Genomic DNA, 14,950 nt, shown 5'->3' with positions numbered 1-14,950 from the left:
CGCATTACATTCCCGTTTCCACGAATGGATACTCGTATTCCCTACGGCAAATTTCACGGCGTCGGCGTTGCCATTGTAACGCCTTTCAATGCCGACCAATCCATTGACTTCGACGGCTTTGGCCGCATCGTCCGGCACATTTCCGACGGGGGTGTGCGGTACATCGTTCTGCAGGGCACAACCGGCGAATCGCCCACGGTGACGAAGCCCGAAAAAGCCCAGTTGCTGCACTACCTCAAGGAAAATAACCCAAAGAATCTGCCTATCGTATTCGGCGTTGGCGGCAACGTCACGGCAGAGATAGTGTCGGGTATGAACTCCATTGATTTTGAGGGCGTCGACGCCATCCTGTCGGTTTGCCCGTACTATAACAAACCTGGCAAGCGGGGCGTCATCGAACATTTTACCCGCATTGCCGACGCCAGCCCGGTGCCGGTCATTCTCTATAACATTCCGTTCCGAACGGGCATCAACATGACCGCCGAAACCATTTGCGAACTGGCGCAACACCCGAACATTATTGGGGTGAAAGAAGCCTCCTGCGTGATTGAGCAGTGCATGGAAATTGCCCGCGACAAACCCGGTGATTTTTTGCTCATTTCCGGCGATGATGTGCAGGGTGTACCCATCATCAGCATCGGCGGAGTAGGCGTTATGTCGGTGATTGCCAATGCGTTTCCGGCTAAATTTACGGGCCTGATCGACGCGGCTCTGCGGGGTGATTTTGCTTTTGCCCAAAAAGAACTTGGCCATTTCCTGCGGATAGACCCGTTGCTGTATGAAGAAGGCAATCCGGTTGGGGTCAAAAATATCCTGGAGATTTTAGGCCTGATTTCAGCCGAAGTCCGATTGCCGCTCATGCGGGCTTCCGACGGCCTGAGCGAACGCCAGCGGGCTGTGCTTCAGCGCGATGGGCTGCTGGAGTTGGTGGCGTAGACAAGCACAAACAAACACAAAAGCCGACCCCTCGCTGGAGTCGGCTTTTTTTGTGAGCAGGCGCGTTTAGCCCCGCCCCCCGCCAAACAGTTTGGATACTACCCAGATGATAATGCCAATAACCAGAATCACACCAATGACGCCTGTCCAGGCACCGGCTTCAAAAATGTCGCCAATGGCTGCACAACTGGTCAGAAAGAAAGTCAGAAACAGAGCCACAAGGGCTGTTGGGAAAAAACGCAGCAGGGTTTTCATAAACGTTGATTGTTTCGTGTAGTTCATTTAGTTGCTTGCCCGTCGGCAATTGCGAATGTAACTACCATACCTTCAGTTTGTTTAAACCCTTGTGCGTCAGAGGTTCCACCAGTAGGTCCACTTCAGCACCAACGCCCGATTTTTGACCGAAAAGAAGCCTGGCACATCCTGACCGATTTGCGCCGAATTGGGCAGATAATTATCGGTATAGACTAAGAAAAAATCGGATGCGGGTTTATAACGCCACTGCACACGGGCGTTGATGTTCATGTTTTTTTGCTGCTCATTATACTGCACAAACGTGGTCAGATACAGCGTGTTGGTCAGCGTCAGGTCGAAGCGCGGACCAACCAGCCAGAACGTCGTTCGGCCCCAGGGTTGCGGCAGCCGGATGTCGTTGTAACTGGCGCTGGCAGCCAGACTCACGTAGGGCTGAAAGCGGTAGCCCAGGTCGGCGGTTAGATTCAGGCGCGTGCCGTCGGCGTAATAGCCACCATAGCGCGTTGTGAAACCATACGTAAACACACTCTGGGGTTTCGAGATAAACTGCGTTCCCCAGGCTGTCCAGCGATGTTCTGTGCCGGTGGCCAGGGTTTCGCGGCCCGTGTTCGTTGGGTCGAAGGGTTGCAGCAACCGAACGAAATCGGTGGCAACCCAGCCAGTAAATACGCTTTTGCTTCGAAACGTAAAGGTATAACCCAGATAGCTCGAGTTGTCGCTCTGCCGCCAGGCTGGGTCGAAAAAATACGTGGACATGAGCGTTGGCCCGTGACTCAGAATGCTGCCGCCCGTTGGCAAAAACGTATAGCCAAGAGTTGCCATAAGCCGCTCGTAGCCCCGGCGCGGCACATAACCCGCTTCGGCACTGTAGTTTTTGCCAACCGACTCGACCTGCACGCCAATCAGCCACTTGCGGCTATTATACTGTAAATTGGCGGCATAAACAGCTTCATCGCCCGGCGTTGATTCAGTCGTTTGTCCCGAGATAGATGGCTGAGAACTAAACGATTTGACGTACATCGCTTTGCCTGACCATAAATTATTGGCTGAGGCTAAGTTATACTCCAGCCCAACATTGCGATTATAGCGGGAGTAAACGGGTTTGTCGGTAATTGGCTCATAGGCAAGCGACTCTTTATTGACAAACATAACGCCGATGTTCGAGCGGGCAAACACCCGCCGTTGCAGGGCCATCACGGCGAAATTCTGGGCGGGCAATCCCAGTTCGTCTACGCGCCCGGTTTGCATGTCCATCAGCCCGATGCGCCAGTCTTTATTCAGCTTGCCGCTCAGCCGTGCTCCGAATCGAATGGGTACGCCACCGAGGCCAATCCGACGGCTAAAAAACGGGCGAATCGTGGCATAGCCGAAGTTGGTAAACTGATCGCCATTTTCTAAAAAAAACTGCCGCCGTTCGGGGAAAAACAGTTCGAATCGATCGAGGTTGGTCACCTGCTGATCGACATCGACCTGCGAAAAATCGGGGTTCACGGTCAGGTCCAGATTCAGCGACGAGGTGATGGCCACTTTGGCATCGACACCCGCATCGACGCGGTATTTGTTGGGCACGCTGTTCTGGTAATCGCGGGTCAGGCCGGAGAGCACGTAGGGAATCAGCGAGATATTGGGGCCAGGCTGGGGCGGTGGCTGATCCCAGACTAAGACGCCGGTCAGGGCCAGGGCTGCCGTTGGAAACTGACGTTCGATGGGTGTCCAGGATGATTTTTCGGTAGTTTTCAAATCCTGCCGACTGAAATTAATGCCCCAGCGCGTAATACCTCGTTTGTAGCGAATGGTTTTAAACGGAATGGCCAGTTCAAGTACGTAACGGTCGGGGTAATTGCGGACCGATGATGTCCACTTGTTATCCCAACTCAGATTGGCTTTGCTCCCTTCGTAGAGAAGGCCATCCCATTGCGCTCCGGCGGCATTGGTGCCGAACGTGAAGCCATTGGTCTGGTCATCGAAGGTATCCATGAAAAAGATGAAATTGTCATTTTTGGCGAAAGCCCAGTCGCGCCGGAGCGATTCAACAATGTATGGCCCGGCAACGTCGCCATGATAACAAACCGCACTCAGATACAGGTTTTTATCATCGTAGGTCATCCGAACATCGGTGCGAACGCGGGCGCGGCTGGTATCCATGGGCAGCACCATCCAGAAATTCGTGGCTACTTCGGGAACCTGCCAGGCGGCTTCGTCAATAGTCCCGTCGATAACAACCGGCGAGGTCGTCCGGCTGATGTGAAGCTGGTAGCTCTCGTTTTTCTTCTGCGCCAGCAGCGCCGAATGATTTATTGACAGAACGATAGCCGAAAGAAGCAGGAGACGTCTCACCAAAAGAGGAAGTTTAAGGCAGCCAATACATAAACGTAAAGATACGGCTGATTTACCCCATTCATAGGGCAATTCCCCATTTGATGGATTCATAGGGCGATGCCCCATTTGATGGATTCATAGGGCGATGTCCCATGCTATTGATGATGCCCTTTCAGGGCAAAATTCCACATGATACTTTGCGGCCCTAACGGGGCTTCATCACTATCACAGGGCGATGCCTTGTGGACCCTGTGGCTTAGGTGGCTCCCGAACGCTCAATCCCACACATAACGCTCATCATAGGCCATCCCATATTTTTGAAAGATACCCCGGCATTCGTCCTGAAAGGAGGTTTGCTCATGGTGCTGGTATTGATTGTTGATGTAGCGAACGACCACATTGACCTGCGAGGGATTGACCGAAAAGGCACCGTACCCATCCTGCCAATAGAAATTCTGGTAAGCGCGACCTTTAGTTTTCATCCATTTGGACGAGCTTTTTTTTACTTCTTCCAGCAATTTCATGGGGCTATCTTTTTCGATAGCGTACACAAAATATGAACATGGTCGTAATAACCGCCAACTTTTATGGGGTTGCATTCCAGTTGTTTACAGATTCCGCCTAAGTATGCATATAGTTCGTCTTTTACGTCGTCTCCAATAATCGGTTCGCGGTATTTGGTGCTAAATATGAGGTGAACATAAACGTTGGTCAGAGATTGGGGCATAGGGGGAGGTTGGTTATCATTGGGCGAATATACTAACGAACCTATAACGAATTCATAGGGCAACGCCCTATGAATTCGTTATAGGTTCGTTAGCGTTATGGCTAATTTCCCACCATAAACACGGCATTGCCAAACAGCAGTTTGCCGTTATACCAGAATCCCCGGAATAGTGGGTCGTCGGCGAGATACACAACGGCGCCCCGGCCAATGCTCTGAACGCCCATCAGCAACGTATTTTTTAGTTTCTCCCTGGCATTGCGGCCCGAAAAACCAGCGACGTAATTATCCGCTTTCAGGTAGCCTACATTCCAGCCATCTTTTAGGAAATCAAAATTATAGGCATTTTGTACCAGCGAATAATAACCGCCTGTAAGCCCGAAGCCCAGCGGGTGAGTCGTGTCGATGCTGACGCGATAAATGCTCCCCGGTGTCTCGTCGGAAATAGCCGTTCGTTCGCGGTCGACGTAGAGTTTGAGCGAATCAGCCGGGTTAGCTTTATCTTTGGCAGATTTGTCTTTATCTCCCGGCTTTTCCTCTTTCTCCTTTAGCGCAAATCCATCTTTTCCGGCCAGGAACGAGGCCGCCCGCTCCAGGGCAATGAGTTTACCGCCCGACCGAATCCATTCTTTGAGGGACGACAGAACCCTGTCGTTCAAAAAGCGACCGTAATTGTAGTTGGTTGGGAGCACCACCACGTCTAATTTATTCCATTCGACGTTGGCTAACGTGTTGATGTCCAGCAGCGAAACCGGGTAGTTGAGTTCCTGGTCGAAAAAGTGCCAGACTTCGCCTGCCGATGGAGGGGGCGTGCCATCGCCAACCACCAACCCCACGCGCGGAGCCTTCAGACCTGTCACGAAATCGGAACCAAAATCAGACCCCTTCGTCACGAAGCCGGTTTGGACGGGGGTGAAATCAGCACCGGTTCGGGTGGCCTCGGCCCGGATGAGTGCGTCGAACCGGTCGCCAAACCGTTCATTGCCCGACCGGGGAACAATCAGCGTACCCGATGGATACGTTTTGTTTTCCAGTTCAAAGGGCTTCTCGGCGGCCCGTACTCTAACCTTCTGTTTCAGCAAACCGGCCAGCATCTGTACGGCGGGTAATGACTGCCACCGCACAACGTAGGCGTAAGGTTTGGTGGCCGGAGTCGATGCAGTCAGTAAGGTAGTGGTGGTTGGGGCTGTCGATGACGGCGTTAGCCGCGTGGTCGACCCGTAGGTTTGCAGGCCAAAGGCATAGGGCAGCGACCAGGCCGTGATGTCGTAGGTGGCCGAATCTTCCAGAGCCGAATTTTGCTCGAACAGTATTTTCAGCAGCGTCGATTTTGGCTGGTAGGCACTAATAACGATGTCCTCGGCAGCCACCGAAACGCTTTTATCATTCTTCTGGGTCGTATAGTTGTAGCCGGGCAGCGTCTGCGCCTTGCCCGCGTAGCCGAACTGGATCTTATTCCGGTCCAGCAGTTGTTGCAGCGCTTTTAACCGGCCCGCATCGCCATTCGACTTAATAATGTAGCTTTTATACGCACCAATGGGCGTGTTGCGGGCCTTGTCGAAAAATTGACCGAACTCTTTCACCAGTTCAGCCGGTCGGTCGGCAACCGATTCGAGGGTGGCAATGCTGGCAGCAACGTGGTGGTCGATGCGCTGGCGCAGGGTGAGCGTATCGCCATCGGCCTTCTCGATGGCCAGCCCGGCCCGGCCACTACCACCCTGCTCAAAGGTCATGCCAATGGCCCCGTTGTAGGTTGGGTACGTATCGCCGTAGCTTGGGTAGAACAAGTCGAAGCGTTCGCGGGTGTAATACAGCCAGCCATTGCGGTCAAAATAGCGACTGCAATAGTCGCCAATAGTTTGTTGGAATTTACGCTGAAAAGGCGTGATATCTTCGTGATAGGGTTTGGCTGAGGGCGCAAAATAGTATGGACTCTCTACCCCCATTTCGTGGAAATCGCCGTGGAGCTGCGGCATCCATTGCTGGTAGAGTGCCATCCGCTGTTGGGTAATTTCCTGCGTTTGCCAGGCCCAGTCGCGGTTAGGGTCGAACAGATAGTGCGTGTATCGACCACCCGGCCAGGGCTCCTGGTGTTCCCGTGCTGAGGGCGTTGGATCGGCAGCGCGGCCCAGCATCTGATTGTACCAGTTCACGTAGCGGTCGTGGCCATCGGGGTTCAGGCCGGGGTCGAGGATGACCACCGTCGTATTCATGATTTTTTGCGAAACGGCATCCGTTGCGTTCAACAGCCGATGCAGCACCTCCATAAAGGCTTCCGAGCTAACAGCCTCGTTGCCATGAACATTATAGCTAAGCCAGGCAATAGGCGGCTGGGCGGCTGCTGTCGGGTTGCCGAGTGTCGAACCACCTTCCAGCAACCCAATTCGCTTTAGGTTATTAGTGCGAATTTCGTCCAGACGAGCCAGGCTGGCCTCCGACCCGACGGCTACAACCATCAGTTGCCGACCTTCGTAGGTGGTGCCGTAGGGGATGAGTTTAACGCGCTTCGGTAGCTGACGGGCTACCTGTTCGGCGTAGGCTAACACGCGGTGGTGAGGTGTGAATCGGTCACCGACTTTGTAGCCAAGAAATTTGGCGGGCGAGTCCACAGCATCGGTTGATGCTGAAGCAGGGGCCTGGGCATAAGCTGACAATGACCCGACTGTCAGGCCCGCCAGCAACAAGATATGTTTCATAAAATTGGAAATAAGTACCCGCCCTGAAAGGGCATTATTGACAACATAGGGTCTATCTCTATTAATGTAGAGACCGCCCCTACGCCGAAGCTAACTTCCTCAAAAATAGCAGTAAATCATGCAGAAACCCTTTTTTTGGAAAAAATTTGATGGGCATTATTGCATTATAAAAACATAGACTTACCTTTGCACCACGTTTCGCCAACGGGGCGGCTAACCAGCCAACACGTTGGGTCTTGGGCACAAGACGGCCGATTCGTCTAGCGGTTAGGACATCGCCCTTTCACGGCGGTAACACGGGTTCGATTCCCGTATCGGTCACTAACAAGTGAAAAAAGCCCGCCAGATTTGGCGGGCTTTTTTGCGTTAGATTGATTGTAGCAACGTTGCCCGCTCCGCTCTCCCAATGCAACCCGTTCGGAATTACTTTTAAGTGCATACTTATTGAACGGTAGCCTGAGGTTGGAAATAGGTGTCTATATTTCTCCTATATATCACCTATCCCCAACCTTACGTCCATGCGTAAAAAATCGTTACCTAAAGACCTTACTATTTTTGCCGTTGCCGGCATGCGTGTAGTTACCCTGGGGCTTGACTTCAGTGGCCAGAAGCGGGTCGGCTGTCTGGGGTTCGCTATCAAACGCGAAGACCATACCAATCAGGAGACGTTCTGGATGAGGGGTATAAAAACCTTTGAAGCGACCTTACCCCATCCTGATCCAGCCGTGCCGGTATCGAGCCGGGAGCACCCCTTCCAATCATTTCAATGGAGCGACTACAGTGTCGAACCCGGTCAACTTTATACCTATACGGTAGTGCCACTCTACGGTAGCCCGACCCACCTGACGGAGGGCGAGGCTAATGCGGTTACGATCAAAACAGAGCCTATAACGGGTAATGTTCATTCGATCTACTTTAACCGGGGCACGGCCGCTTCACAGGAGTATACCCGCCGGTTTCAGGATCGGAAGCCGCCAGTCGTAGGCCAACTGGCCTACGACTGGCTATCGCGGGGTCTTTTCGAAGCACTGATTACCTTTATTGCGCGGGCAACCGGACCAGATTTTGCGCTGCACGGAGCCATATACGAATTTCAGTGGCCGGGCGTACTCGAAGCCCTCAAAGCAGCCGCAGCACGAGGTGTCCAGGTTCAGGTGCTTTATGATGCCATTGCGGGCGGCAGCGGCCCCCGAGAGCGGAATATCGAAGCCGTTGAGAAGGCAGGGATTAATAACCTGACTACCCAGCGAGTGAAGGGTAAACTGATGCACAACAAGTTTTTGGTACTCACCAACCAAAACCAGGCCGTTGCCGTTTGGACGGGTTCGACTAACCTGACCGAAAACGGTATTTTTGGCCACTCGAATGTGGGTCATATCGTAGACGACGCTGGGGTGGCGACAACCTATTTAACCTATTTGAAGAAACTCCGGGAGGACCCCACCAAAGAGGAATCCCAAAACTGGCTGGGCACCAATAACCCGGCTCCGCCCAACCCCTGGAACAAGGATATTACCGTGGTATTTTCACCCCATTTGGGCAAGTCTGTACTAAGCTGGTACGCCCAGGTGGCCAACAGCGCTCAAAAAGGGCTGTTCATGACCTTTGCCTTTGGAATGAACAAGGTTTTCCAGCAGGTGTATGAGCAGAACGACGGGGTGCTGCGTTTTGCCCTCATGGAAAAAGAAGGGGCTGGCGCTGGTTTAGCGCAGGGCAAAATTGACATTGCCCGGATTCGGAAATTGCCCAATGTGGTGGTGGCGCTCGGAAACCGCCTGACATTGAACGCCTTTGACCGTTGGGTTAAAGAAATTGACAGACCCTTTGACCATGATGGTATTCAAACCCATGTTCTTTGGATACATACCAAATACATGCTGGTTGACCCGCTCGGCGAAAATCCGGTGACGATTACCGGCTCGGCTAACTTCAGCGGGGCCAGCACCGACATCAACGACGAGAACATGCTGGTCATACGCAATGACAAACGGGTGGCGGATTGTTACCTCGGCGAGTTTATGCGGCTTCATACCCATTACGCCTACCGGGAAGCCGTAAAAATAGCGCAGCAACAGGGTATAGACGAGGCCGACTGGAAGCCGAATTACCTGATTGCCGACGATGGCTGGCAGCATGATTATTTCGATCCAACGCATCCCCGGTCGCTCCGCCGGGTGTATTTTTCAGGTAAGTAGAATCAGTTTTTACCCAGCCTGTCAATCGCTGCCGTCTAATTTTAACAATACGGATTTAAACCCGGATTTCTGCCTGGCAGGACGCGTATTTATACGCTATGACGCTCGTTATTTAATCCTTTTATTTGTCTTTCGTTAAATGCAATGGCCTATTAGTCAACTTAATATACGAAAGAGTCTCATTCAGCTAACCAGACAAGCCCAATGATTAGACATAAGTGCCTCACGCTGCTTTTTAGCCTGGCGGTATGTGCCACTATGGCGCAGCCTGCAACTGACCTGAACACGATTGTTCACGCTGACAATTCAGGAACGAACCCGAAAGCTCCCCGCAAGCCAAAAGCGGTCGAATCGCCCTTCTACATTAAAGCGTATGGCTTCTATGGCCTGCTCACCCCCGGATCGCAGGTCGGCTCCAGTGTTTCGTCGTCCGGGTCGGTAACTTCGTTTAAAACCAACTCAACGGGATTGGGCGCGGGACTCCGGGCAGGTGTTGGTATTGGCACCATCCTCAGCGACTTTATTAACGTCGGGATTGATGCCGACATGCTGTTTGGCACCGACATTAAGACCGATTATACCTACAAAGGCAGCAACTACACCTATACCAGCAACAGCCTGACAACCCTCAGAGTCCTCTCCATTATCCCGAATGTTACGTTTAAAGCACTCTCACGGCCCAGTTACTATATCTACAACCGGCTGGGGCTTGTTGGCGGGATTGTGCTCGATTATAAACTGGTTCAAACAAGTCTGAACGTACCCACCGCCGGCGCCAGTTCAACCGGCGATACCCAAAATAACTACGCAGATAATAGTCTGGCCATCGGGTATCAGGCCGCGCTGGGCATTCAGTTTCGATTGAGTCAGAGTTTGCGGGGCTTTGCCGAGATTGTGGCCTATAACCAATCGTTCAAGCCGAAAGAACTCAGGCGCTCCTATAGCGAAACCAAGGGCGGTGTTGTAACGAAAACCAACTCCATCACCGAGTATAAAGACCAGGGCGACTATACGACGACCAAAAAAGATGGCATCGATGTCAATCAGTCACCCAGCATCAACGTGGCCATGAACAGCGTGGGGGTGGGGGCCGGTCTGTTATTCCGCTTCTAACGAATGGCCGCCTTATGCCACAGCCTTACTACGCCCTGCCCTTACGTTTAGACGAGGTACTGGAGCACAAACCGCATCCAACCTGCTCGTTGCCGCAGTCGATCGCCCAAAACCTGTACTTAATGCTCACGACGCACTTCGCCGAGTCGCGCTTCGATGAAACGTTTGGATGCAGTTTATGGGATGAAGACTTTGTTAATCAGACCAATAGCCGGTGGAAAGAAGATATCCGGCAGTCAATTGAAACGTCGGTAGCTGCCCACGAAAAGCGGCTTATACAGGTGCGGATACGGGTCGAACTGACGGACCAGGAAATGCAGTTAAGCCAAACAAACCGCCGGGTAAAACGTCGGCTGAGTATCTGGATTGATGGCCTGCTATCACGAACTAACGAACGCTTTTCGTTTCAGCGAAGCTTGTTTTTAGCCCCACTGTCAACCGAATAAATGGTTCAGGTTTCAGGTTCCATGTTACAAGACGCCAACATGAAACCTGAACCTGAAACTTGAAACAATACGATGATGACGGAAGGTTTTGCCCGTGAGCGCGTTAAAACCCGAATGCTACGCCGGGCTGCCGACCTGTGGGGCTATGCCGAGACGGACCTCGATAGCTTTGATCCACTCGTGTCGCTGCTGATTGAAGCCTGCGCGGTGGAGTTCGAGCGGGTGTCGGTTGAGATTGGTACTACCCAGAACCGGCTGCTGGACCGGCTGGCGCAGGTACTGCACCCCGAACCCAACGTGGCCCGCCCCGCGTTCGGTATTGCTCAGGTGCGTCCCGTTGACCCACAGTCGTCTCTGCCAGTAACCACCCAGTTGTGTCACAAACGGGCCGGGGCCGCCCGCCCCGATTCGGCCAGTACACAGGTCCAGGACGTTTATTTTTCACCCGCGGGCACGTATTCCGTCGTCGATGGCGCCGTTCGCTGCATCGCCACAACCGATGCGTTGTTTCGGGTGGATGAGACGACGCAGAAAACGCTCGTTGCTCAAAGTCAGGGGCCACCGGCCATACTGCCTTATCAATCACTTTGGCTTGGCCTGGAACTGGACGATAGCATTGCCTCTCTGGACGGGATTTCGTTCTTTTTCGACTGGTCGGCTGAGGTTGAGCGGGGGAGCTATCCGGCCCTGTTCGCGGGTAGCCCCTGGCGGCTGGGCGAACAAAGCCTGACCGTTCAGGCAGGCCTGCCAGAAAGCAGTGCCCCAGCCAGTCCGGGAACGCCCATAGACAGTGAATTCAATGTGATGTATTCGGTCGAGAAACAAGCCGTAGCCGCTTCCGGGCGTCATTTTATCACCGTAAAAGCCGCCCCACCATTTCGGGCAGGTAGCGCACCCCGCCAGGCTTATCCGGCCCAGTTCGGGAAGTGGTTTGCCGAGCGGGACTTACGAACCCTGCGCGAACCGCTTTGGTGGATTGAACTGCAATTGCCGCACACGGTCGGTTTGCAGGCACTGGCAGGGATGGTGTGCGGAATAAACTGCCTGCCGGTCATAAATCGGCGTCTCCACCGGATTACCTACCGGCTCCAGCAAAATCTCAACATCATCCCGCTCGACACCGACCGGTACTTTTTAGCCGTGCGGGAGGTGCGAACAGGTCAGAACCGCCAGCTAACCGCCACTCCGCTTGGCAACCTGACTGACTTAGTGGCCGATACCTACACGATACAGTACGGGGTCAGCCGGTTCGACGACCGGGATGCCCGTCAGACATTGGTTAATTTACTGGATTTATTGCGTGATGAAAGTGCATCGTTCGCGGCTTTGGGCGAAGATTTTCTGTCGTCGGTCATTCGGGAACTGAACCAGGCAATGGCCCGGCTCGAAGCGAAGGTTGACCAGAAAACCCGTAAGCGCGACGCGATTCCCTACCTGATAATCAAGCCTAAACAACCCGGCGAAACCGTATTTATTGAATACTGGACCTGCGATGGCGAAGTAGCGAACCGATTGCCGGTCGGTAGCCGGCTTAATCCGTATAGCGATACACTCCTTCGCAAAGAGTCCGGCTTTCTGATGACCAGCACCAGCGGAGGGCGCGAACGCCCCAAAGATTCGGAGAAAATTACGCAGTATAAACGGGCATTGCTGACCCGCAATCGGGTGGTAACGGTAGAGGATGTGCGGGCCGTATGCTGGGCAGAACTGGGAGCGAATCTTCAGTCGGTGCGGGTGGAACGGGCCTTTCGCGTTGATCCGGTGCCGACAAACGGTTTTCAGCGGTGCATCCGGGTAACGCTCCAGCCTTCAGCAACGAGTCGATATGCTCCCACCGACTGGGAGCAGCAGATCCGCTTGCTCCAGCTTAGCCTGCAGGCGCAGTCGGTGGCAGCCCTGCCCTATGAAGTTGTTGTCCTGTAGCGCGGCCGGGCCGCCGGAGCGGTGGAAACCCGTGTTACAGTAATTCACTACTCAAATGGAACTGTTAAACGATTACGCCGAACGCCTGAATCACCTGCCGGTCGACCTGCGGGCCGAAGTCGTGCTGGCCGATATGCTCGATCAGGGCATTTCCCTCGATGACCTGATTCTGAATCCGGTTGGGGCGTTCAGGCGGGCGTTTGGTCGCGACATAAACCGGACGGAGTGGGTGGAGTCGCAGTACAGTTCGCAACGATGGCTGCAAATCGAGCTGAACCGGAACGGTCTCTATGATCTATTGCCGGAAGGGGTATTTCATCAGCCGACAACCAACGAAACATCGGCTTCGACGGAGACCATACTGCTCGAGATGCAAACGCAGCGCCAGCGGGAGAAGGCAGCACGGCGTTTTTTCTTACCCATCGAGCAGGAGTTTTTTCGACAGCGCATCCGGGTGGAGCAGGAGGGACGAACCTATCCGTTTCGGACGGATATGCGCGCGTCGGATGGCGTGCTGGGGCAGTTCTGGGAGTTGCCGGAGTTTCTGACGCCACTCCAGTCCCAGCGTCTGTTGTATATGCTGCCCGTCATGCACCGGCTGGCGGGCGACATAGCCGGTATGACAGCCTGCTTCGGGCAACTGCTCGAAGAGGCTGTGAATTTGCAGTTCGACCCGCCGGGCATGAAGCTGGTGGATGCTCATACAGCCCGGTCGGCTCCGCTGGGCGAGTGGGAGTTGGGCAGTACGTCGGTCGTTGACGGTTGGCTGAACAACGAAGGACCCCAACTCCGGTTAACCGTGCATATTGACCGCAGGGAACGGGTACCGGCTTATCTGCCAGGTGGTAATGGAAGGCAACTAATCCAATGGCTGAGTGGCTATCTGGTTCCTTTAGATGTAGAACTCAGCACGGAACTGGATACCTCAGCCCTTGATGATACGTTTTTATTGACCGATGAAGACGCCGTTGGGCGCCTGGATTTTACAACGTGTATATAACGTGTATATAATGTAGAATGAATAATGCTGCACCAAACCCTTTCATTATTCATTCTACATTGTTCATTCTACATTGTTCATTAATTAACCGATAACCACTCTATCATGACTATACCTCAACTTACCTACCCACCTGTCAACTGGGTTGATGGTATGAAAATTGCCCGTCGGCACTTCACCGAATGGGAAAACTTTATGCACGACCAACTGCGCGATAGCAATGCGCTGGGTCTATCGCGGTTTCGTTACGGAATTCTGCCCGCCGACAATGCACTCGATATGCAGATTCAGTGCGATTTTAACCAGCAGATCCGGGTCCAGCTCCGCAGTTGCCGGGCCATCAGCCCCCACGGCGGCCGGATTGATTACCATAATCCAACAGATTCGCTCACCTGTACAACCTCATTTGCGTCGCTGGCCGAAACCTACGGGTTGCAAACCGGCAAACCCCAAACCTTCGACGTCGTGCTGACGGTCGATCCCTTCACCCGTATCCCGACCGGCGAACCAATCCTGACCGAAACGCCCCCCCGCCACCCCCACACCCGGCCCAACTACCGGCTCGACGTCGTGCCATCGGCGCAGGTTCGTGCGGGCGAATTGAGTTATCAGTTGATTGTCGGGCGGGTGCGTTATGGCAATGGCGAGGTACAGCAGGACACCGACTATATGCCTGCCTGCACATCGGTTCACAGCCTGCCCCGGCTCCAGCAATGGCATCAGCAATTTGGCAAACACCTCGAATCGCTGGAAACCAACGCCTACAAAATTCTCCAGCGCAGCAAGGAACGAGACCCTAAAAATGCCCTCCAGAGCAGCACACTGCTCCTGGCCGAGCGGATTGCCTTCACCCTGGGCGACATCAGTACGCGGTTTAGCTGGATTATCCCTTATGAACCGCCCATTCAAATGGCTGAGGTGCTGCTGCGGCCCATTCAGGCCGTTCGGGTGGTGATGACTATGCTGAGTGGGAAGGAGCGCGAAGAATTTGTGGGCTATATCAGCGAGTGGGCCGACCTGACACCGGGCGCCCTGGAAGCCCAGCTCAATGCAACCCTGCAACTGCCCTACGAACATACCGAGTTAAGCACCCTTTTAACGGAGGTAGACACGTTTTATCGAACCCTGACGAACGTGTTTTACAAACTGGCTCAGTTGGATTTCATCGGCAAGCGCAAGGGCCAAAACGTGTTTATTATTGAACACGAGGTCAAAGAAACCCCACCCGAAAAACCGCGTTCGCGCTGGAGTCCGCTGGGATAATTACCGCTTAATAAGTGAGTTTAAGCGTCTGTCTGAAAATAGGTTAACATTGACTGTTTTGCTGCCGGAACGGACACTTG

At 53.6% G+C, this 14,950-nt stretch carries 10 protein-coding genes, 1 tRNA gene and 1 pseudogene; 8 read left to right on the top strand and 4 right to left on the bottom strand.

Annotation, left to right across the window (positions count from 1 at the left end):
* Positions 1-24: 24 nt before the first annotated feature.
* Positions 25-936, top strand: a complete 912-nt coding sequence (gene dapA / locus ACYVI1_RS01625) for a 4-hydroxy-tetrahydrodipicolinate synthase (protein WP_460906012.1) — start codon at positions 25-27, stop codon at positions 934-936.
* Positions 937-1,002: 66 nt separating this feature from the next.
* Here the strand turns inward: dapA and ACYVI1_RS01620 are convergent, their stop codons facing one another.
* The 4 genes and pseudogenes from ACYVI1_RS01620 to ACYVI1_RS01605 all read right to left on the bottom strand — a co-directional run bounded on the left by ACYVI1_RS01620 (position 1,003) and on the right by ACYVI1_RS01605 (position 6,930).
* On the bottom strand, positions 1,003-1,191 hold the full coding sequence (locus tag ACYVI1_RS01620; RefSeq protein WP_460906010.1) for a hypothetical protein: 189 nt from the start codon (positions 1,189-1,191) through the stop codon (positions 1,003-1,005).
* A gap of 96 nt (positions 1,192-1,287) precedes the next feature.
* Positions 1,288-3,528 (bottom strand): carbohydrate binding family 9 domain-containing protein, encoded by a 2,241-nt coding sequence (locus tag ACYVI1_RS01615; RefSeq protein ID WP_460906008.1) that lies wholly within the window; start codon positions 3,526-3,528, stop codon positions 1,288-1,290.
* Positions 3,529-3,785: 257 nt separating this feature from the next.
* Positions 3,786-4,237, bottom strand: a pseudogene (gene tnpA, locus ACYVI1_RS01610) (IS200/IS605 family transposase).
* Positions 4,238-4,338: 101 nt separating this feature from the next.
* Positions 4,339-6,930 (bottom strand): M14 family metallopeptidase, encoded by a 2,592-nt coding sequence (locus ACYVI1_RS01605; RefSeq protein ID WP_460906006.1) that lies wholly within the window; start codon positions 6,928-6,930, stop codon positions 4,339-4,341.
* A 249-nt stretch (positions 6,931-7,179) separates the two neighbouring features.
* Here ACYVI1_RS01605 and ACYVI1_RS01600 point away from each other — a divergent pair.
* The 7 genes from ACYVI1_RS01600 (at position 7,180) to ACYVI1_RS01570 (ending at position 14,870) form a co-directional block, all read left to right on the top strand.
* A tRNA-Glu gene (locus ACYVI1_RS01600) sits at positions 7,180-7,251 on the top strand.
* Between the two features lie 197 nt (positions 7,252-7,448).
* The gene (locus ACYVI1_RS01595) at positions 7,449-9,125 is read left to right on the top strand and encodes a phospholipase D-like domain-containing protein (protein WP_460906004.1); all 1,677 of its coding nucleotides are present in this window, start codon (positions 7,449-7,451) and stop codon (positions 9,123-9,125) included.
* A gap of 204 nt (positions 9,126-9,329) precedes the next feature.
* Positions 9,330-10,238 carry a hypothetical protein gene (locus ACYVI1_RS01590; protein ID WP_460906002.1) on the top strand — a complete coding sequence of 303 codons (909 nt, stop codon included), beginning with the start codon at positions 9,330-9,332 and terminating at the stop codon, positions 10,236-10,238.
* Positions 10,239-10,252: 14 nt separating this feature from the next.
* On the top strand, positions 10,253-10,684 hold the full coding sequence (locus ACYVI1_RS01585) for a GPW/gp25 family protein (RefSeq protein ID WP_460906000.1): 432 nt from the start codon (positions 10,253-10,255) through the stop codon (positions 10,682-10,684).
* Positions 10,685-10,756: 72 nt separating this feature from the next.
* Positions 10,757-12,607 carry a type VI secretion system baseplate subunit TssF gene (locus ACYVI1_RS01580; RefSeq protein WP_460905998.1) on the top strand — a complete coding sequence of 617 codons (1,851 nt, stop codon included), beginning with the start codon at positions 10,757-10,759 and terminating at the stop codon, positions 12,605-12,607.
* A 55-nt stretch (positions 12,608-12,662) separates the two neighbouring features.
* Positions 12,663-13,607 (top strand): hypothetical protein, encoded by a 945-nt coding sequence (locus ACYVI1_RS01575; RefSeq protein ID WP_460905996.1) that lies wholly within the window; start codon positions 12,663-12,665, stop codon positions 13,605-13,607.
* Between the two features lie 105 nt (positions 13,608-13,712).
* Positions 13,713-14,870 (top strand): hypothetical protein, encoded by a 1,158-nt coding sequence (locus ACYVI1_RS01570; protein ID WP_460905994.1) that lies wholly within the window; start codon positions 13,713-13,715, stop codon positions 14,868-14,870.
* Positions 14,871-14,950: the final 80 nt, after the last annotated feature.

It is taken from the genome of Spirosoma areae, assembly GCF_054781775.1.
This window is presented reverse-complemented; position numbering and strand designations above follow the sequence as displayed.